16 protein-coding genes are annotated in these 21,088 nt (G+C 63.9%); 8 read left to right on the plus strand and 8 right to left on the minus strand.

The window, feature by feature from the left end; all coding sequences use genetic code 11:
* Window positions 1-7: 7 nt before the first annotated feature.
* The 4 genes from KUL25_RS03930 to KUL25_RS03945 all read right to left on the minus strand — a co-directional run bounded on the left by KUL25_RS03930 (window position 8) and on the right by KUL25_RS03945 (window position 5,490).
* Complete coding sequence (locus KUL25_RS03930) at window positions 8-964, minus strand: ABC transporter ATP-binding protein (protein ID WP_257891740.1); 957 nt, start codon at window positions 962-964, stop codon at window positions 8-10.
* A complete protein-coding gene (locus KUL25_RS03935; protein WP_257891741.1) occupies window positions 961-2,781 on the minus strand; it encodes a dipeptide/oligopeptide/nickel ABC transporter permease/ATP-binding protein in 1,821 nt (606 codons plus the stop codon). Before KUL25_RS03935 ends, KUL25_RS03930 begins: the two co-directional genes overlap by 4 nt.
* Window positions 2,782-2,834: 53 nt before the next feature.
* Entirely contained in the window at window positions 2,835-3,782 is a 948-nt protein-coding gene (locus tag KUL25_RS03940) for an ABC transporter permease (RefSeq protein ID WP_257891742.1), read from the minus strand.
* Window positions 3,783-3,912: 130 nt separating this feature from the next.
* A complete protein-coding gene (locus KUL25_RS03945; protein ID WP_257891743.1) occupies window positions 3,913-5,490 on the minus strand; it encodes an ABC transporter substrate-binding protein in 1,578 nt (525 codons plus the stop codon).
* 116 nt (window positions 5,491-5,606) lie between these two features.
* Between KUL25_RS03945 and KUL25_RS03950 the strand changes: the two genes are divergently transcribed.
* Window positions 5,607-6,278 carry a DUF1028 domain-containing protein gene (locus KUL25_RS03950; RefSeq protein WP_257891744.1) on the plus strand — a complete coding sequence of 224 codons (672 nt, stop codon included), beginning with the start codon at window positions 5,607-5,609 and terminating at the stop codon, window positions 6,276-6,278.
* A 26-nt stretch (window positions 6,279-6,304) separates the two neighbouring features.
* Here the strand turns inward: KUL25_RS03950 and KUL25_RS03955 are convergent, their stop codons facing one another.
* Window positions 6,305-7,018, minus strand: a complete 714-nt coding sequence (locus KUL25_RS03955) for a FadR/GntR family transcriptional regulator (protein ID WP_257891745.1) — start codon at window positions 7,016-7,018, stop codon at window positions 6,305-6,307.
* 538 nt (window positions 7,019-7,556) lie between these two features.
* Window positions 7,557-8,399: a helix-turn-helix domain-containing protein gene (locus tag KUL25_RS03960; protein WP_161489831.1), complete on the minus strand. Its 843-nt coding sequence runs from the start codon at window positions 8,397-8,399 to the stop codon at window positions 7,557-7,559.
* A 148-nt stretch (window positions 8,400-8,547) separates the two neighbouring features.
* Between KUL25_RS03960 and KUL25_RS03965 the strand changes: the two genes are divergently transcribed.
* The 7 genes from KUL25_RS03965 to KUL25_RS03995 all read left to right on the plus strand — a co-directional run bounded on the left by KUL25_RS03965 (window position 8,548) and on the right by KUL25_RS03995 (window position 18,832).
* Window positions 8,548-9,387 (plus strand): phytanoyl-CoA dioxygenase family protein, encoded by an 840-nt coding sequence (locus KUL25_RS03965; protein WP_257891746.1) that lies wholly within the window; start codon window positions 8,548-8,550, stop codon window positions 9,385-9,387.
* 77 nt (window positions 9,388-9,464) lie between these two features.
* Window positions 9,465-10,178 (plus strand): MBL fold metallo-hydrolase, encoded by a 714-nt coding sequence (locus tag KUL25_RS03970; RefSeq protein ID WP_257891747.1) that lies wholly within the window; start codon window positions 9,465-9,467, stop codon window positions 10,176-10,178.
* Between the two features lie 58 nt (window positions 10,179-10,236).
* Entirely contained in the window at window positions 10,237-11,976 is a 1,740-nt protein-coding gene (locus tag KUL25_RS03975) for an ABC transporter substrate-binding protein (protein ID WP_257891748.1), read from the plus strand.
* 78 nt (window positions 11,977-12,054) lie between these two features.
* Complete coding sequence (locus KUL25_RS03980) at window positions 12,055-13,062, plus strand: ABC transporter permease (RefSeq protein ID WP_068362159.1); 1,008 nt, start codon at window positions 12,055-12,057, stop codon at window positions 13,060-13,062.
* Between the two features lie 4 nt (window positions 13,063-13,066).
* The gene (locus KUL25_RS03985; RefSeq protein WP_257891749.1) at window positions 13,067-13,978 is read left to right on the plus strand and encodes an ABC transporter permease; all 912 of its coding nucleotides are present in this window, start codon (window positions 13,067-13,069) and stop codon (window positions 13,976-13,978) included.
* A complete protein-coding gene (locus KUL25_RS03990) occupies window positions 13,979-15,703 on the plus strand; it encodes an ABC transporter ATP-binding protein (protein WP_257891750.1) in 1,725 nt (574 codons plus the stop codon).
* Window positions 15,704-15,706: 3 nt separating this feature from the next.
* The gene (locus KUL25_RS03995; RefSeq protein ID WP_257891751.1) at window positions 15,707-18,832 is read left to right on the plus strand and encodes an alpha-mannosidase; all 3,126 of its coding nucleotides are present in this window, start codon (window positions 15,707-15,709) and stop codon (window positions 18,830-18,832) included.
* A gap of 21 nt (window positions 18,833-18,853) precedes the next feature.
* Here the strand turns inward: KUL25_RS03995 and KUL25_RS04000 are convergent, their stop codons facing one another.
* The gene (locus KUL25_RS04000) at window positions 18,854-19,102 is read right to left on the minus strand and encodes a hypothetical protein (RefSeq protein WP_257891752.1); all 249 of its coding nucleotides are present in this window, start codon (window positions 19,100-19,102) and stop codon (window positions 18,854-18,856) included.
* Window positions 19,103-19,147: 45 nt separating this feature from the next.
* A complete protein-coding gene (locus KUL25_RS04005; protein ID WP_257891753.1) occupies window positions 19,148-20,989 on the minus strand; it encodes a Na/Pi cotransporter family protein in 1,842 nt (613 codons plus the stop codon).
* Window positions 20,990-21,088 lie beyond the last annotated feature (99 nt).

The raw sequence follows: 21,088 nt of genomic DNA on the forward strand, positions 1-21,088 counted from the left end.
GGGCGGCTTAGTCGGTGGGGTGGTGGCAGGCGACGGGATGTTTGCCGTCACGGTCGGTCAGCTCTGGCACTTCCGTGGCGCAGATATTGCTGGCGAACGGGCACCGGGCGCGGAAGGCGCAGCCCTTGGGCGGGTTCAGGGGATCGGGCAGTTCCGTTTCGTGCCCCTCGGGCGCGGAAAGGACCCGGCCCACCACGGGCGCGCTGTCGGCCAGCAGTTTGGTGTAGGGATGGCGCGGGGCGCGGAATACATCCTCGGCCCGGCCCAGTTCCACCAATGACCCGAAATACAGCACCGCGACCCGGTCGGACACGGCCTCCACCACTGCCAAATCGTGACTGATGAACAGATACGTCAGCCCAAGCCGCCCCTTGAGGTCCGCCAGAAGGTTCAGCACCTGCGCCTGAACGGACACATCCAGCGCCGACACCGGCTCATCCAAAATCAGGATGCGCGCTTCGGCGGCCAGCGCGCGGGCGATGCCGATGCGCTGCGCCTGTCCGCCGGAAAACTCGTGCGGGTAGCGGTCAAGGAAGTCTTCGCGCAGGCTGACCGTGGCAAAGATCTCGGCGATGCGCGCGGTGCGGGCCGCCTTGTCCATGCCGTGGAGCAGCTTCAGCGGTGCTTCGATGATCTGGCGGATCGTCTTGCGCGGGTTGAGCGAGCTGATCGGGTCCTGAAACACGTACTGAATGCGCTTTCCGAAGATGGCAGGATCGGCGTTGTCCAGCGCGGTGCCCTCGATCTCGATGGTGCCAGTCGTTGGCTCCAGCAGGCCCACCAGCATCCGCGCGAGGGTGGATTTCCCGCACCCGGACTCACCGACGATACCAAGGGTCTCGCCCTGCGGCACCGCAAGCGTGATGGGATGGACGGCGCGCACGCCGGGCCTCTCGGGGCCAAAGAGGGTGCGACCAAGGGGGAAGGTCTTGGACAGGTCTGACAGGCGCAGGGCAGGGGTCATTGCGCGGCATCCGTTTGGCCGACGGGGTGCAGGCATCGCACGGCCCGGTCAGCCGTCGGGCGCAGGGGTAGCGCGCCCAAGCGGCAATCGGACTGCACCCTGTCACAGCGGTCGGCAAAGGCGCAGCCGGGGGGCAGGTCATCGACGGCGGGGGGAAGGCCGGGAATGGCCTCCAGCCGCCGCCGTCCGCCGCCCAGTTCGGGCACGCAGGCCATGAGCCGCGCGGTGTAAGGGTGCTGTGGCGTGTCGAGGATCGCCCGCGTAGGCCCCTGTTCCACGATGCGGCCGGCATACATCACCGCCACCCGGTCGCAAAGCTGGCCCACGACCCCGAAATCATGGGTGATGAAGATGATCGCCAAGCCCCGTTCGCGGCTTAGGTCGGCCAGCAACGCCAGAATCTGGGCCTGCACGGTCACATCCAGCGCCGTCGTCGGCTCATCCGCGATGATGACCTCGGGGTCGTTGGCCAGCGCCATGGCGATGCCGACGCGCTGGCGCATTCCGCCCGACATCTCGTGCGGATAATCGTCGATCCGGGCGCCGGCGTTGGGAATGCGGACGGCATCGAGCAACTCGATAGCCCTTCTGCGCCCTTCCTCGCGGCCGATGGCGCGGTGGGCCGAGATCGCCTCGGCCAGTTGCTCGCCAATGCGGTAAAGGGGGTGCAGGGTCGCCTGCGGATCCTGGAAGATATAGGCGACCTTGCGCCCGCGCAGGGTGCGCAGCCGCGCGTAAGGTGCGCCGATCAGATCTTCGCCTTCCAGACGGGCTGAACCGCCGGTGATGACGCCGGGTGGAGAGGCCACGAGGCCCATGATCGACAGGGCCGTGACCGACTTGCCCGAGCCGCTTTCGCCGATGATCCCAAGGCATTCGCCCGGTGCCACGGCCAGTGACACACCGCCCACGGCGCGGAAGATGCGGTCCTTGACGTGGAACAGCGTGTGCAGGTCCGACAACACGAGGATGCCCTCTTCCTTTGCCGGGGCAGGCGCGCGGTCATGCGCCACTTGCGTGGCGGGCAGGGGCCGGTTCAAGGCGCCGGATTTCAAGCGTGGGTCAAGCGCGTCGCGCACGCCGTCGCCAAGCAGGTTGATCGCCATGACAATGACGAGGATCATCGCGCCGGGCACGATCGAGGTATGCGGATTGGTGATCAGCGCCGCGCGCGCCTCTCCCAACATGGAACCCAGGTCCGCCACGGGTGGCTGGGAGCCAAGGCCCAGGAAGCTGAGGCCTGCCGTCTCCAGGATCATCCAGCCGACGGTGGTGGACATGGCGATAACGATGACGGGCAGGACGTTGGGCAGGATCTCGGTCAGGATGATGCGTGCGTCCGACATGCCCGAGAGGCGCGCGGCGTCCACGAACTCCTTGTTGGCGATGCCCACGGTGATGCCGCGAATATTGCGGGCAAAGAACGGGATGTTGACGGCGGCCACGGCAATCAGCGCGTTGATCAGCCCTGTGCCAAGGGCCGCGACAATGGCCAGCGCCAGCAGGATATAGGGAAACGCCATCAACATATCGACGCCGCGCATGATGATGTTGTCGGTGCGCCCGCCATAATAGCCCGCGATGATGCCGACGGCCGCCCCGATGGTCGCCGCGACGGTGGCGGCGGCGAAGCCCACGGCAAGGCTGAGTTGCGTGCCCCACATCAGGCGCGACAGCAGGTCCCGGCCAAGGTGATCGGTGCCCAGGATCGCGCCGTCGGAGAAGGGCAGCACGAAGCGGTTGGAGGTGTTGGTGATGTAGGGATCGGCCAAGGGCAGAAGCGGGGTGATCGCGGCCATCAAGATGACGATGCTCATCACGATCAACCCGGCCAGGGCCAAGCGATTGCGCGCAAGAAGAGATAGGAAAATCAAGTCTTTATCCTCGGGTCGAGGAGGGATTGCGCCACGTCCACCACGATGTTGAACAGCACGTAGCAGGCCGCCACGATGATCACGCCGCCCTGCACCAGCAGGATATCGCGGCGCAGGATCGCGTCGACCAGCATCCGTCCGATGCCGGGCCATTGGAACACGACCTCTACATAGACGGCGCCCGACAGCACGAAGCCCGCCTGGATGCCGAGGACGGGGATAATGGAGACCATGGCGCTGCGCAGGGCGTGGCGCCAGATGACAGAGCGTTCATGGACGCCCTTGGCGCGCGCGGTGCGGATGAAGTCCTGGCGCAATACCTCCAACATGGCCGAGCGCGACAGGCGCGCCACGACGCCTGTGGCGACCACGGAAAGCGCAAAAGCGGGCATCGCGAGATGGTCCAGCAACGCCCATAAATTGCGGTCTCCGTAGATCGGCCACATGCCCGATGCGGGGAACCAGCGGCGGTTCACGGCGAACATCAGGATCATCATCATGCCCAGAAAAAACGAGGGAATAGAGATACCTAGCAGCACTACGAAGGTGATCGCCTTGTCGGCAAACCCGTATTGGTTGGCGGCTGAAACCACGCCCGCGATGATGCCGAGGACCGAGCAGAGCACGAACCCCGTCCCCGCCAGCACCAGCGTCGCGCCGAAGCGTTCCATCACCTCGTCCACGACCGGGCGGTTCAGCGCGAAGCTGCGTCCGAAATCGCCCTGCACCATGTTGCCAAGCCAGATGAAATACTGCTGCACCAAGGGTTTATCGAGGCCCAGATCCTCGTTCAACGCGGCCACATTTTCGGGGGTCGCGAAGCTGCCGAGGATGGCGGTGGCCGGATCGCCCGGGATTAGCGCCATGATCGCGAAGACGATCACCGAGATACCCAGAAGCACCGGAATGGCCGAGATCAGACGGCGGAGAATGTAGCGGGTCATGGGTGACCTCGGGGGGGGTGGCATCGGTGTGTAAACGGGCGAAAACGGGTGGAATGAACCTGTAGTTATTCTGTAACGACAGAGTAGGGCAGGCGGCGAAAGGGAACCTTCCGCCGCCCTTCGTTTCAGATCAGTTCTTTACCACGTCGTCGAGCAACAGGAAGAACGACGGTTCTAGCGCGAAGTTCTCGACCAGATCGGACGTGACCGCGTTCTGCACCCAGTTGGCCACGAAGACCCACGGCGCGTCTTCCTGCACGATCACCTGCATCTCACGGTACAGCTCCGCCCGGCGGTCCTGATCGGTCGCGGTGCGGGCTTCCTCCAGCAGCGCGTCGACCTCGGGGTTGGAGTAGTAGCCCGAGTTGAAGCCGCCGTTCTCGGGCCAGGCTTCGGTGCGCAGCGCGAGGTAAGGCAAGGTGTCGGGGTCGTTGGTCATCCACGCCATCTGCGCGGCGTCGGCCTCGCCCTCCAGGCCTGGGTTCACGCGGCCCAGGAAGGTGTTCCATTCATAGGTCTCGATCGTCACGTCGAAGCCCACGGCCTCCAGATCGGCCTGAATGGCGGTGCCCATGGCCACGGGGTCAAGCATGCCCGACCCGCCCTCGGTCACGTAGAAGGTGATTTCAGGGTTCTCCATGCCCGCCTCGGCCAACAATTCGCGGGCGCGGTCCGGGTCATAGGGGTAGGGTTCCAGCTCTTCGTTGTAGGCCCAGGCGAAGGCGGGGGGCGTGGGGCCTGCTGCGACCTCTGCCGTGCCTTCCAGCACCTCTTCCACCAGCGCGGTCTTGTTGATGGCGTAATTCGCCGCCTGACGGACCAATTGGCTGGTGAAGGGGCCTTCGCGCATGTTGAGGATCATGAACCAGACGTGGGGGCCTGCCTGTTCGACGATCTGGTAGCCGTCGCCCTGAAACTCGCTGAGGGCGACGGGCGGCACTTCGACCATCATGTCGATCCCGCCGGACAGCATTTCGGCCACGCGGGTATTGGCATCGGTGATGGGGCGAAAGATCACCGCATCCAGTTCCGGCGCGCCGTCCCAATAATCGGGGTTGGCTTCGATCACGACCGCCTCGTTCGAGCGCCATTCGGCAAAGGTGAACGGGCCGGTGCCCGACGGATTGCGGGCGAACTCCGAACCGTGTTCCATCACGGCCGCGGGTGAGACGATCAGGCCGGTGGGATAGGCAAGGTTCGACAGGAACGGCGCATAGGGCGCGTTCAGGGTGAAGCGGACGGTGGTGTCGTCCACGGCTTCCACGGTCTCGATGGCAGAGAAGAAGAACGACAGCGGGAAGGGGCCTGTGTCGTGGTAGGGATGATCTTCGTTCAGCATCCGCTCGAAGTTGAAGACCACGGCGTCAGCGTTGAAGGGGCTGCCATCGTGGAAGTTGACGCCCTCGCGCAGGGTGAAGGTGTAGACGGTACCGTCGTCCGAAATCTCCCAGGCGGTGGCCAGTGCCGACTCCGGTTCCAACGTGCCGGAGGCATAGCGCACCAGCCCATCGTAGACATTCATCAGGATGCGAAAATCGTTCACCGCCGTGACCGCCGCCGGGTCCAGCGCCTGCGGCTCGGCCACTTGGCCCACGACAAGAACGCCGGGGGGTGTCTGGGCGGATACGGGCGTGAGCGCCGCGAGGCCCAAGGCAAGGGCGGTGCCCCCGGCAAGAAGCGTGCGCCGCGTCAGGTTCAGGAGTTTCATCTTGTCTTACCTCGCATGTTGGGACGTTATCTAATTTATCACGATAAATTGCATGACGCCAAATTATCGTGATAAATGCAAGCCCCGGATGAGGCCCGGATAGTGAAGGAGGCCGTATGACGATCTCGATCCTTGCGATTGATGACAAAACAGGACGCCTTGGCGGGGCTGCGGCCACAGGAAGCCTGTGCGTGGGCGGCTGGGTTCTGCGGGGCGGGGCCGATTCGGGCATGTCCGCCAGCCAGGGCACGGCGCCGTCGACCCTTTGGGGCGAGCAGGCGCTGATCGCGATGAAGGGTGGCGCGTCGGCGGCGCAGGCGGTGGCGGATTTGACTGGCATGGACGCGGGCCGCGCCCATCGCCAGATGGCGGCTCTGGATTTGCGCGGTGGCACGGGCGCGTTCACTGGCGCCCAAAGCGTGGCCTATGCGGGCGCACAGGAGGGGCGGGGCGTCGTGGTCGCGGGCAACATGTTGACCGGCGCGGCGGTGATCGAGGCCGCCTTGGCGGGATTCGACGCGGCGCACGCCTTGCCCTTTGCCGAGCGGTTGATGCAGGCGCTGCACGCTGCGGCAGAGGCGGGCGGTGATGCACGCGGGCTGAAGTCGGCGGCGCTGCTGGTGGTGGGACGCGATATCGCGCCGCTGACGTTGCGGATCGACCTGGCGGAAGATCCGCTAAAGGCGCTCGGCACGCTATACGAGGCCTCGCAGGCGCAGCCCTATGGCGGCTGGGTCGAGGTGGTGCCGGTGCTGGATGATCCCTACCGTGCGCCCGATGACGTCTGAGCGCCTATCGGGCGGGGCCTGAGCGCTTATTCCGCGAAAAATTTGCGTAAAACGCGGGCTTCCTGCACCTGCATGAGCGCCTCGGCGGTCTGCATGTGGGCGGCCATGATCTGTCGCGCATCCTCGGCCCGGCCCTCGCGCAGGGCGGCGATCAGCTCGGTCTGATAGGCGAGGCCCTTGCGGTAAAGTTCGGGATTGGGCGGATCGTAGAGTTGCCGATAGACTGTCAGGTCCGACAGGACACGCCCCATGAAACTGACGACAAAAGCCAAAAGCGCGTTGTCAGAGAAATTCGCCAACGTCCTGTGGAAGGTGAGGGAGGCCACGTGTTGATCCCGCTCTTCCTCGGCGGTTTGGGCGGGTTCAGGGTACTGGGCAACAACCTTCTCCAAGGCGTCCAGCTGGTCTTCGTTCAGCTTGCCCGCCAGCGAGGCGGCAAGCTCTGGCTCCAGGACGCGGCGCAACTGATAGATGTCGGCCACGGAAAGCTCGTTGAAATAGAAGTAGTTGGCCAAGAGCGCCTTGGCGCGGTCCGCTGTGACCTCACCCACGAAACTGCCGCCGCCGGGGCCAGTGCGCGTTTCGATCAAACCTTGCGCCTCCAAGATGCGCATCGCCTCGCGGATCGTGCCCTTGGCCATGCCGAAGCGTGTCATCATCTCGGCCTCCGACGGCAGGCGGTCGCCTTTTTGCATGTTCCGCTCGACCACCCATTCCTTGATGGCGGCGGACACCTGCACGGGGCGGGAATGCTTCGGGCCAGGGGAAGACGGAGACTTGGACAAACGGGCGCGGCCTTTCTGAAGCGATCGATTTGGGGCGGGGCAGGCGATGGCCTGCGCCCGGGGGTATCGCCCGGTATGGTGAGAAATGGCAGGGGGATGTGCAATGAGAAATCCCGCCTGTTGCCGATGCATCCCATGCGGCGCGGTGGCCGTCCACGGGGGGCGTTAGGGGCATTCGGGCCTCCAGTTCGGCGCGTAACCGGGCCACGAGACCCGCGTGGGCGGGGTCCTGGGCGAGATTGCGGACCATCTGTGGGTCGGCGTCGAGGTCGTAAAGCTCTTCCGGGGGGGCGGGTGTCGACTTGGAACATCAGGGGATGCGGCGGCCTCCCGGCAAGCGCTGAGCAACAGGAACTCATTGCGTGCGATGGCGATCTGGCAGGCATCGTGGGACGATGTCAGGAACGCGATCCGCCGGGGCCCCTGATGCAGCAAAGAGCGGTAGGCGATGGCCGGGTTTGCCTGCTTTGCGCCACTTTATCCGCTCCGCGCGCTACCGGTCAATCAGGGTTGCCCTGCGTGTGTGACGCTCTCTGTAGCTGCGGGGGGTAGTGCCGTATTGCAGGCGGAACAATTTGTGAAAGTAGCTCAGGTTTTCCAGCCCGACTTCTTCGGCGACCTCGGACACGGGGCGCCCGGTTCCCGCCAGCAACATCGCGGCATGTTGCATTCGAATGCGGTTGATATACTGGGTCGGCGACAGCCCCAGATGGCGCCGGGTCGCCCGGCAGACATGTTCCTGGCTGCGGCCTGCCACTTCGATAAATCCGTCCGAGCCTTGCCGGAACACCCTTGGATCGCGCGCCGCATGGGCGGCCCGAACCAGCCAGCTTGGCGCGCGGTCTTCGGCCGAGGCGGTCGCATCGAGGACATGGGTAATCATCGCCAGCAGGAAGTGTTCGATCTTCGCAAGGCTCCGGTGGCTTGTCTGAAGGGTCAGCATGGCGTTGACGGCCCGTTCAAGTTGCGGCCCCGCAAGACGCAGGCTGTGGGGGAATTCCGACCATGACCAGAAGAAGCGGCCTTCGGTTTCGTCGCGATAACGATCGCCAAGGTGGCGGGCGGTGGCTTTGCGGAACATCACGTTGAGGATGCGGCCGCCCGTGCCGGGTGCGGACTGCAAGGCGTGCCGGTCGCCGGGGCGGACAAAGACCAATTGACCGATCTCCAACCGCTCTTCCAAGCCGTTGATCCAGTGATGCAATTGACCGTGCTCGACCAGGAACAACTCAAAATAATCATGGGTGTGTTCCAGAACGGGCGGGGTGTCGGGCAGGGTCTTGCGGGCGAAATGAAATGCCTCGTCCGGCGCGATGTAGGTGTCAATTTTGAACACCTTCTGGGGCATTCGCATGGGATAAAGCCTGTTTTCTAAAGCGCTCCGTGACGGCTAATGTCAATATAGCACATGATTTTGTCAACCTCGGGTCTGCTGCATGCGGGCGGGCTTGGGCAATCCTGAAGCCTGAGAGGGAGGCTGGAAGATGGACACTGCAACACGCACCGCCGTGGACCTTGGGTTTGCTCCGGTGCCGGAAAGGCCATGCAAGCGCCTGACGCGCGAGGAGGTGGCCCAGTATAATCGCGAGGGCTTCGTGCAGCCCTTCGCCGTCTTTCCCCCCGATGAAATCGCCGCGATCCGCGCCTATTTCGATACGCTGATGGCGGCGCTTGGCCCGGCGGGGGCCTACGGCATCAACTGTTATCAGGCGCGCATGGCGGGGATCTGGGACATCGCGACCGATCCGCGGATCCTGGATCTGGTGGAGGATATAACGGGCCCCGACATCATCTGTTGGGCCAGCGCGATCTTGTCGAAAGCCCCCAATGATCCCAAGCGCGTGCCCTGGCACCAGGATGCGAGTTTCTGGCAGTTGAGCCCGGCGCGTACGGTCACGGTCTGGTTGGCCATTGACGATGCGGACGCAGAGAATTCGGCCATGCGGTTCCTTCCCCGCACCCATGACAAGGGCATTATTAAGACCAGTGCAACGGACGAGAGCGCGGTGTTTCACAAGGGTATTGCCGACGCCGAGCGCTTTGGCGCGCCGTTCGTGAATGCGCTTAAGGCGGGACAGGCCTCGTTGCATGCGGATATGCTGGTGCATGGGTCCGAGCCCAATACCTCGGACCGGCGGCGCTGTGGGCTGACCCTGCGCTATTGCCCCGCCGATGTGCGGATCACCGACCCCGAATGGGCGCGGGGCGTAGAGGCGATCCTGTGCCGGGGTACGGATAGCCACGGCCATTGGACCCACCACCCCCGACCCGACAACGATGATATCACGGCAACGTCCAGCCCCCATGTCGTGGGGAACAACTAGGGTCCCGCGATGCCGTGGCCGCTGTTGCGGAGGTCACAATAGTTTCGCTGGATATCCATCCGGCACACCTGCCAACCATGAGGTACCGTAAAGAGATGCAGATCACCTGGTTCGGGCACGCCGCCTTCAAGTTGACGGACGCCAATGGCCTGTCCGTCATCACCGATCCCTATACGCCGGAAGGCGTCGGCTACCCGCCGATCCGCGAGGGGGCGGATGTGGTCGTGATATCTTCGGACGATGACAGCGCCCATTGCCGCGCCGACCTGATCGCGGATGGTCCCACTGGCGGCGCGCCGGAGGTCGTCAACGCCTTGCAGGTCGCGCAGGGCAGCGGTGAGACGACCGCCAGGGGCCTGCACATTCGCGCCATCGAGGCGGCAGAGTGGGATCAGCACCCCGAACACGCGGTACCGGGCCAGAACGGCATGTATCGCTTCGAGATGGACGGGTTGAAAATCGCCCACATGGGCGATGTCGGAAACCCTCTGACCCCGGCGCAGCAGGATTTCTTCGAGGACACGGACGTGCTCCTGGCGCTGGCGGGCGGGTATCTGACCATCGAATTGCCGGACCTGATGGAGATGATCCACCGGGTGAAGCCGAAACTGGTCATCCCGATGCATTTCCGCACGCTCACCTACCGGCCGCGCAACACGATGTGGATCGAGAGCTTTCTGGCGCATTTCCGCGAGGACCAGGTGGATTTCGCGCTCGACCATACCATCGATATCACAACCGATGCCCTGACCGACCGCACCCGCGTGTTGGTGATGGACTACCTGAGATAACCAAGATCCCCCGCAGGGAGCGCGGGGTAAAAACCATACCAAAGGGAGGACTACCAACATGATCCGCAGAACCACGTTACTTTTGGGCAGTGCCGCCATCGCGCTTGCGATGACAACGCCCACCTTCGCGCAGGACGTCGCGCGCGAGGATACGGTGATTTTCGACATCGACCGGACAATCCAGGACCCCGAGAACTTCAACTGGATGACGGACGGGTCGGGCATCCGGCGGATGCAGGGCGCGCATCAGACGATGTGGGAGCCGCTGTTCATCCTCAACTTCGAGACCGGCGAGCTGGAGCCTTGGCTGGCCTCGGGTTTCGAGGTGAGCGACGATCAGACCGAATTCACCGTCACCCTGCGCGACGGTGTCACGTGGTCCGATGGCGAAGCCTTCGACGCCGACGACGTGGTGTTTTCGGTCCAGATGGCGATGGACAACGAGGAACTGACGGCGCGGGAGGCCGCGACAGTGCGCGGGCAGGTCGCTAGCGTCGAGGCGGTGGACGCAATGACCGTGCGCTTCACGCTGAACGCGCCCAATCCGCGTTTCATCGTCGAGAATTTCGGCACCCGCGTGTTCGGGTCCTTCCTTGTGATGCCCGAGCATATCTGGAGCGCGGCGGAAGATCCCGCCACGTTTACCTTCTATCCGCCCATTGGCACTGGGCCCTACACGCTTGAGTCCATCGCCACCAACCGCGCGATCTGGACGCGCCGCGATAGCTGGTGGGGGGCCGAGACGGGCTTCATGGACATGCCGGAGCCGCTGCGCGTGGTGTTCCTGGAATCGGGCGGCGAGGAATCGCGCGCGCAATTGATCGCGGCCAATGAGATGGACGCGGCGCAGTCCGTCAGCGTCGGCACGTTCGAGGCCATTCAGGGCCGCAACCCCAACGTGATTTCCTGGGTGGATGGCTATCCATTCTCGGCCGCCGATCCCTGCGCGCGTCAGTTGGAGATCAACACCACGGTCGCGCCCTGGGACAATGCGGCGATGCGCCGGGCGGTGGCGATGATCATCGACCGCACGCAGATCGTGAACATCGCGGCGGAAGGGGCCACCACAGCCAGCCGCACGATGTTCGCCGATTACGGATCGATGGCGCCGTTCATCGACGCGATCGTCGAAGCGGGGCTAGAGTTGCCCGCCACGGCCGATGTCGAAGGCGCGCAGGCGCTGATCGAGGGCGAAGGCTGGGTGCGCAACGGGGATTACTACGAGAAGGACGGGGAGGTGCTTTCCGTCTCGATCCACGTCAACTCGGCCTCGACCGAGTACACCCGGACAATCGACATGATCGTGGAGCAATTGCAGCGGGCGGGCATCGACGCGCGATCCGTGCCCGTGGAGAACAGCGTTTTCTGGGGGGAGATCCTGCCGTTCGGCGCCTACGAGATGTCATATTCGTGGCTGTCGTGCGGGTCGGTTAACGAGCCATGGACATCTATGGCGCGCTACACGGTCGCCGATGTGGTGCCCGCGGGCGAACGCTCGCCGGGGTTCAACAACACGTCGCGCTGGACGGGCCCTGAGGCAGAGGCCTATTCGGCCATCGTCAACGACATGGCCGCGATGCCGCTGGGCGATTCGGCGGTACCGGGGATGGTGGCGGAGGCCTATGGGCATCTGTCAGAGGGAATGCCCTTCATCCCCCTGGTGCAGGCGTTCAAGCTGTTGCCGATGAACACGACCTATTGGGAAGGCTGGCCCACGGCCGAGAACAACTACAACCACCCGTTCTTCTGGTGGGGCTCCGGGCACCAGATCATCCACAATCTGACGGCGGCAGAGTAGTCTTCCGTTTGACCGACAGGGGGGGCGGCGCGTGTCGCCCCCTTGACGCCCATCCCCTGAGTTCACCGAGGCGCGCCCATGACACGCATCCCGCTTGGCTATATCGGCAACCGGCTGTTCACGCTGGCGTTGACCGTGTTCATTGCGGCGACGCTGATTTGGATCATCCCACGGTTGAGCCCGGTGGACCCGGTGGACGTGATGCTGGGCCGGATGGCAGCCGGCGGCGGCACTGTGGCGGATTCCGAGGCGATCATGGCGCAGTTGCGCGAAAGCTTCGGCCTCGACCGGCCCTTGATCGTGCAATACCTGCTGTACGTGAAAAACACGGTGACGTTCGATTTCGGCCTGTCGACGGCGAGTTTCCCGACGCCGGTGGCCGAGATGATCGCGCGAGCCTTGCCGTGGACGGTGGGGCTGATGATGGTGAGCCTGATCATCACCTTCATCATCGGCAACCTTCTGGGCGCGCTGATGGTGTGGGAGCATTCGCCGGGCCTGTTGAAGGTGGCGATTCCGGCGGTGATGATCTTCACTTCGATCCCGCCGATCCTTTCGGGTCTCTTGCTGATGTATGTCTTCTCCAGCCAGTTGCCGTGGTTCCCCCTGACAGGGGCGTACGGCCTGAACGTGGAGCCGGGGTGGAGCCTGGAATTCGCGGGTTCCGTCCTTTACCACGGGTTCCTGCCCGCGATGTCGATCGTAATCGTGACCTTCGGGTTCTGGGCCCTGGGGATGCGCGGGTTGATGATCACCGTGCAGGGCGAGGATTACACGGTGCTGGCCAAGGCCAAGGGCCTGAAGAAGCGCTATATCCTGTATCAATACATGATCCGAAACGCGATCCTGCCGCAGATCACGGCGTTTGCCCTGAAGATCGGGATGCTGGTGGCCGGACAGGTGCTGGTAGAGCGGATCTTCAGCTACAACGGTATGGGAAAGCTGCTTTACGACGCCATTCTGGTGCAGGATTTCCCGGTAATCCAAGGGGTCAGTTTCGTGATCATCCTGATGACCGCGCTGGCGGTATTCCTTGTCGATCTGATCTATCCGCTGATCGATCCGCGCATTCGGCATGGGGGGTAGGGGCATGAGCGATGTTGCAATGACCCGCCGCCAGAAGCGTCGCATGCGTCGCTTCGACAATCCCTGGCTGAACCCCAAGTTGATCTGGGGGCTGGGGCTGTTGCTGGGCATTATCGCCCTTGGCCTTCTGGGGCGGGTGTTCTGGGATATGGACCTGGTTTTCACCGGGGCGGGGATGCCGAGGCAAGGCCCGGTGGGGATCGAGAACATCCGGGGACAGGTCGGCACGCTGGCGCATCCGTTGGGCACCGACGTGTCGGGCAAGGATATTCTGGCGCTGCTGATCGTGGGCGCGCCAAACTCGCTTTACGTGGGCGTGTTGGCCTCGCTGATCGGCATGTCGCTGGGGATCTTCCTGGGGTTTTCGGCGGGTTTTCTGGGCGGCCGCACCGATGACGTGATCCGCGTGGGTTCAGACGTGATGATCACGATCCCGCCGCTTCTGATCCTTGTGGTGGTGCAGGCCGCGTTCGGGGACATCTCCCTGACCCTCATGGCGCTGCTGATCGCGGGGTTCGTCTGGCAATCGCCCACGCGCCTGATCCGGGCGCAAGTGTTGTCGATGCGTGAGGCGGGATACGTGCAGATGGCGCGATTGTCCGGCGCTTCGACCTTCCACATCATGTTCCGCGAGATGCTGCCCAACCTGGTGCCCTATCTGTTCGGGTCGTTCATCGCCAATGTCACCACTTCCATCGTGACGGCGGTGGGCCTGGAGGTGTTGGGCCTTGGGCCGCAGCGGGTGCCGACACTGGGCCGGGTGATCTATGACGCGATCAACTCGGGCGCGCTGATCCAGAACATGTGGTGGTGGTGGGGCTTCCCGACGATCCTTCTGGCGGTGATGTTCATCGGGTTGTTGCTGGTGAACCTTGGCCTTGATGAAGTGTCCAATCCCCGGTTGCGGAGGCTTTAGATGACCATCCTCGATATCCGCAACCTGCACATCGATTTCCCCACCACCAAGGGGGTCGTCCATGCCGTCACCGACGTCTCCTTGAGTGTGGAGAAGGGGCGCCGGATCGGCTTCATCGGCGAGAGCGGCTCGGGCAAGACCACGACGGCTCTGGCGGCGATGCGGATGCTGGCCGCACCGGGTGTCGTGGCCAAGGGCGAGATCCTGCTGCACTCGCTGGATCAGCTGGACGTGCTGGCCCTGAGCGATGAGGAGATGCGGCAGGTGCGCCTGTCGAAGATCAGCTATATCCCGCAGGGCGCGATGAACTCGCTCAACCCCGTGATGCGGGTCGAGAACCAGATCTGGGACGGGATCGTGGCCCATGAGGGCGCGTTGACGGCGTCTGAGTTGAAGAAACGCTCGGACGCGGTGCTGGAGGGGGTGGGGCTGGACCCGGCGATTGTCGCGCGCCTCTATCCCCACGAGTTGAGCGGCGGCATGAAACAGCGCGTGTGCATCGCCATCGGCGTGGCCCTGAACCCGGACCTGATCATTGCCGATGAGCCGACAAGCGCGCTTGACGTCATCACCCAGCGCCACGTGATGCAAACCCTGCGAGAGGTGCAGGGGCGGATTGGTGCGGGGTTGATCCTGATCGGGCATGACATGGGATTGATGGCACAATCGGTCGATGAACTTGCGGTGCTGCGCAAAGGCGAGTTGGTGGAATACGGGGCGGTGCGGCAGGTGCTGGAAGCCCCGAAGCATCCCTACACGAAAGAGCTGATCTCCAGTGTGCCGCTGGTTGGGGGGGCCAGTTTCCTCAACACCCACGATGCGGTGCCCGAGGTGGCACAGGAATCCGAGGCGCTGCTGGAACTTGACGGCGTCGCCAAGCGCTATGGCCGGGTAACGGCGCTGCATCCGATGTCTTTTCGGCTGGACGGGGCGGCGCCCAAGATCATCTCCATCGTCGGGCAATCGGGGTCGGGCAAGTCGACCATGGGAAGCCTGATGCTGGGATTTACCGGCCCTAGCGAGGGCCATGTGCGGTTCAAGGGGCAGGACGTGAACGCGATGAATGCAAGCGCCAAGCTGGCGTTTCGCAAGCAGGTGCAGGCGGTGTTCCAGGACCCCTATGCGTGCTTCAACCCGTTCTACCGGGTCGATCACGCGCTCAGGTTTCCGTATGAGAATTTCGGGATGAAGGGCGATGTTCAGGCCGCGATGGAAGAGGCCTGCACCTCGGTCGGCCTCGACCCCGGCCTGGTGCTGGGGCGCTATCCCCACCAGTTGTCCGGCGGGCAGCGGCAGCGGCTGATCGTGGCCCGTGCCCTGATGCTGTCGCCCCGCCTGCTGATCGCGGATGAGCCGGTCAGCATGGTGGACGCCAGCCTGCGAGCCACAATCCTGGCCAATATCCACGACCTCAAGGAAAAGCACGGCATCTCGGTCATCTACATCACCCATGACCTGGCGACGGCGTATCATGTCAGCGACTACGTGATGGTCCTCTACAAGGGTCATGTGGTGGAGGCCGGGCCGCCCAAGGCGGTGATCGGTGATCCACAGCACGCCTACACACGGCTTCTGATCGCCTCTATCCCCTGGCCCGACATGGACCGCGATTGGGGCAGCGCGGAGGATGCGCGCACCGCGTTGGACGCGCTGGGGCGGATCGGCGGGACGCCCGAAACGGTCTATCGCGGGTCGATCCCGGGGTTCGAATTGGGGCAAGGGTAGAGCATGTCACATCGTTTGCGCCTGACGGCCGAAAAGGTCGCGCAGAGGTTGGGCCTGATCGCCCCGAAGTTGGCGCTGGCACGCACGCCGATCGATCGGTTCCGGTTGGAACTGCTGCACGATGCCGTGGCGCGGCCCGATGTCAGGCTGCATGCCTGCGATGCCACGGGGCCGCTGTTGGAATGGGACAGCTATTGGGGCGGACAGGATCTGCATTTCGTCCTACGCTCCCGGTTTGTCGTGCCGAAGGGCTGGAAGAACCCGGCGCTGCATCTGCCCTTGGGCGTGGCGGGCGATATCTTCACCCACCCCGAGGCGTTGCTGCACATTGATGGGCAGGCGATTGCGTCGGCCGACCGCTATCACCACACGATCGAGGTGCCCGAGAGGTTCGTGGATGGCCTGCCCCATGATCTTCTGCTGCACGGCTGGACCGGGCTGACGGGCTGGCCGCCGGATCCGGCGGACCGCTCGCAATTGTTCCTGAAGGAATGCAGCGTGGTCGACATCGACCGCGAATTGCAGGACTTCACGGTGCTTGCGGGGGTGGCGCTGGACCTGTGCCGGGCGCTGGACGACAACCGCACCGAGCGGCACGGGCTATTGTCGGCGCTGGATGCGGCCTTTCTGGCGCTGGACACACGCGACCCGATGGATGCGGATTTCAGACGCTCGGTCGGGCCCGCGATGGCCCGGCTGCGCGAGGGGGTCGAAAAGGCCGGGCCCAAGCAGGACGTGCGCCTGTTCGCAGCCGGTCACGCGCACATGGACGTGGCCTACCTTTGGCCCGTGGCGCAGATCCGCCAGAAGAACGCACGCACCTATTCCAACGTCCTGCGTCTGATGGAACGTCACGAGGGGTTCGCGTTCTCTCACTCGCAGCCGCAGCTCTACCAGTGGACCGCAGAGGATCATCCGAAGATCTTTGACGGCATCAAGGCCCGCGTCGCCGAGGGGCGGTGGGAGATCCTTGGCGGTATGTGGGTCGAGCCCGACGCCAACATGCCGGGGCCGGAGGCGCTGGTGCGCCAGATCATGCTGGCCCGGCGCTATTGCGACGAGACCTTCGGCGCGGGCGCCGAGACGCCGGTGCTGTGGCTGCCCGATACGTTCGGCTTCCCGGCCTGCCTGCCGCAACTGATGGTGCAGGCGGGGCTGAAGTGGTTCGTGACCAACAAGGTCAACTGGAACCAGTACAACCAGATGCCGGCCTCCACGACCTGGTGGGAGGGGCTGGACGGCTCTCGGGTGATGGCACAATTCCTGACTACCCCGCGCGAGGTGCAGCACCTGCCGTTCCCCACCAACTACAAGTCCGACCTGACAGCCGGAGAGGTTTTGGGCACCTGGACCCGCAACACCGTCAAGGACCGGGTGCAGGATCTGTTGATCTGCTACGGCTATGGCGACGGCGGTGGCGGGCCGACCGATGACCTCATTCGCAAGGCAGAGGCCTGGGGAAACATGCCCGGCGTGCCCGACGTGCGCATGGCGACCGTCCGCGAATATTTCGAGACGCTGGAGGCCAAGGCCCCCGATCTGCCGGTCTGGCGGGGAGAGTTTTACCTGGAGGGACACCGGGGCGTGTTGACCAGCCAGGGCTGGATCAAACGCGCCAACCGCAAGGCAGAGGTGCTGTTGCACGACACCGAATTGGCGATGGCATTGGCGATGGTCGAGGGGCAGACGCCCGATGACCTGACCGCCGTCTGGCAGCGCCTGTGCATGACGCAGTTCCACGACATCCTGACCGGCACCTCGATCACCGAGGTGTTCGACGACGCGCGCGGCGACTTCGCCTTCATCGTATCCGAGGCAGAAGCAGCACTCGGCCGGGCAGCGGCGGCGCTGGGGCCCAAGGGCACCGACTGGCTGGTGCTTGACGGGGCGCAGCTGCCCGGTCCGCGCCTTATCGAGTTGCCCGAGGGCAGTGGTCCCGTGGCAGAGGCGGGCGGGGCCTTGCCGATGCAGCCCGTCAAAGGCGGCGCGCTGGTGGAACTGCCCCCAGGTGCCCCTTTGTCGGCGCGGGGGCTGACCGCTGCCGATGGCCCGGCGTCGGTAGAAAACGCGGTGACGGCACGTCCGCGCGGCGACGAGGTCGTACTTGAAAATGCCAGCCTACGCATCGTGATTGGCGCGCAGGGGATGATCACCGACATCCACGACAAGCGTGCGGACCGGGCGGTTCTTGCCCCAGGGACACTGGGCAACCGTTTGGAATTGTTCGAAGATCGCCCAGTCAGCTGGGACGCTTGGGACATCGATATCTTCTTCGAGGATCGTGGGGAACTCGTCGGCGGGTTGACCCGCATCGAGATCGTGGAGGATGGCCCCCTGCGCGCCACGGTCCAGATCGAGCGGGCCTTCCGCAAATCCCGCATCGTGCAGCGAATCAGTCTTGGCCGGGCGTCGGCGCGGATCGATTTCGACACCTGGGTCGATTGGCACGAAACGCACCTGCTGTTGAAAGCCGCCTTCCCGGTCAATATCCGCGCCAGCCGGGCGACCTTCGACATCCAGTGGGGACAGATCGACCGCCCGACACACCGCAACACAAGCTGGGATGCCGCGCAGTTCGAAGTGCCCGCGCAAAAGTGGGCCGACCTGAGCGAGGGCGACTACGGGGTCGCCCTGCTGAACGATTGCAAATACGGCTATGACGTGCGCGGCAATGTCTTGCGGCTGTCGCTCATCAAATCGGCGACCATGCCGGACCGGGTGGCGGATCAGGGCGAGCATCGTTTTACCTATGCGCTGCTGCCACATCTTGGGGACACCCGCCTTGACGTGCGCGCCGAGGCCTATGCGTTGAACTATCCGCCACGGGTGTTCAAATCTACAGGCGCGGCGCGTGGCGGGCCGCTAATAAGCTGTGACAGCCCGCGGGCCGTCATCGAGACGATCAAACCTGCCGAGGACGGTGCGGGCGTGATCGCGCGGCTATTCGAGGCGCATAACACGCGGGGGCCGGTCCGCATCGCGTTGAATGATCGTGTCACCAAGCTTGAGCGTGTCGGGTTGCTGGAGGATGGGGGAGAGCCTGTCGAAATCATCGACGGCGCGGCGACGCTGCACCTGAGCCCCTGTGAGATCGTGACCCTGCGCCTTGGCATCTTCCCCTCGGGCTGATGGGGCCTGTCGCACTCATGGCTATTCCAACTCGTTCAGCAGCCATTGCGCGCGGTCGATATGGGTGCGCGCGACCTGCAACTTGCCCTCCAGCCGGGCCTTCTTGTCGGCCGAGGACGCCGAGGCGATCTCGGCCTCCAACTCCGCCGACTTGGCGCGGAGCTTTTGCAGGACCTCCTCCACATGGTGTGGCTTGATCTTGCTGGCCTTTCCGTCTTCAAGCCGCTCGTTATAGTCGACCACTTTGGCGGCAAGCTTTTTCAGTCCCATCGTCGGCACTCCAATCTTGACCTCGGGGGGAACCCTGAAGGCGTTTCATGACAGGCGTGTGACCGGATCTTTCGGCGCGGGTGTGGCGCCGGTGCTGGTCATCGCCTCTTTGAGTTCCTCTTCGTCGAGCGACAGGATCTGTTCGACTTCCGCCACCGAACTGTCGCGTTCCACATAATACCGTCGGGCCGCTTCGATCAATTCTCGCATGGCCCCATAGGCATAGGCGGCGTCGTTCATGAACGACGTGGCGGCAACAGCGCTTAGCTCCCGTTTGCGGATCAGGGCATCGACACGCTGTGCGGTCGATCGCGCGTCCTCTTCGATCCGGGCCCGTTCCAGGTCAAACCAGAGGGTGCTGCGGTCTTGCGGATCGGCCAGGCTGAGCTTCCTGATTTCCACGGCGATCCGCGCAATTTGCGTGCGCAAATCGTCATAAAGCTCAGTCGGGGCGCCTTGGGGGCGCACCGTATAGCGCAGCATGTTCCTGCGCAGATGCTTTACCGATTTCACCGCCTGCACGATATTGCTGGCGACGTCACGCAAGGCGTAGATCCGCTGCGCGATGTCGGGGTCGACCCGCGCGTCACCGGCGCGCGAGGCGAATTCCACGATCCCGGAGTAGAGCGTTTTCACGCGGCGCTCATAAGCTTCGTTGAGATCGAGTTCGAGCGGACGCCTGCTGCTGCGGACCAAGGCGGCGACATCGCTTGTGGCGAAGACGGCATCGCGATGGAGGTTCAGACCGTGCAGGATCAGCTCGGCTGCGTTTTCATAGAGGTGAAAAACCTCTTTTCGCAGGGCGCTTTCAAGGGTTTGCGGGAATTCATCGATGGCCTCGTTGAGGTAGCGCGGGCGGCTGACGTCCGGGATGGGTTCCGGCATCCGGCGCTCCAGAAAGGCGATCAGCCGGGTCAGGAACGGCAGCATGAGGGCCACGCCAAGCACGTTGAAGACCGTGTGGAAGACGGCAAGCCGCAACGCGTAATCGGCCACGCCGATCCCCACCAGGTCACTGATCTTGTCCACCATGTCGCGCAGCGGTGCAATGAAGGCGAGGGCGACCATCGCCGTGGTCATGTTGAAGATCAGATGGGCCAGCGCCAGACGCTTGCCCTGGAAGTTTGCCCCAAGCGAGCCGATGATCGCCGTAACGGTCGTGCCAATGTTGGCCCCGATCGCCAACGCCAGCGCATTTTCGTAGCTGATTTGTCGCGCGGCCAGCGCCGTAAGGATCAAGACCATCGTCGCATGGCTGGATTGCATCACAACGGTAGCGGTGGTCCCGATCAGGGAATAGATGACCAATCCCAACAGGCCAGACAGTGCAAACCGTGTCAGGTCGATCTGGTCCTGGAAGGCGTCGAAGCCTTCCTTCATGTAATGGATGCCCAGGAACAGGAACCCCAGCCCCCCCAATGCATAGCCAATGCCCCGCAACAGCTTGGCTTTCTGGAAGACCAGAACGATGCTGATGGCGATCATCGGCATCGCGTAGGCCGCGATATCGACCTTCAGGCCAAGCCCCGCGACCAGCCATGCGCCCGTTGTCGTTCCGATGTTCGCGCCAAAGATAATGCCGACGCCGCCGACGAGGGAGATCAATCCAGCGCTCAGAAACGATATGGTGACGATCGAAACGAGCGAGCTGGACTGCAACAGCGAGGTCGAGAGGATCCCGAACGAAATCGCACGGGGGGTGGAGCGTGTCGCCCGCTCCAGCAGCCGCTCAAGCGCTCCGCCGCCGAAGAGTTTGAAGCCGTCTTCCAGCATCAGCATGCCGAACAGGAATATGGCGACGCCCGCTGCGATTTCCTGGGCGTCGGGGCTGAACCAGAAGGCCAGCAGAAGCGCTGTGATCGCGACGGGCAGGGTATAGCGCTTCACAAGGGCGCCCCAGCCGCAGGCACGGGCCCGCATTGGACACATGCAAGTCGTTGCTCCTTGCACCTGTTGCTGGTCATCGGGCGCGTCCCTTCGATGCGT

This window comes from Gymnodinialimonas phycosphaerae, from assembly GCF_019195455.1.
Taxonomy (GTDB): Bacteria; Pseudomonadota; Alphaproteobacteria; order Rhodobacterales; family Rhodobacteraceae; genus Gymnodinialimonas; species Gymnodinialimonas phycosphaerae.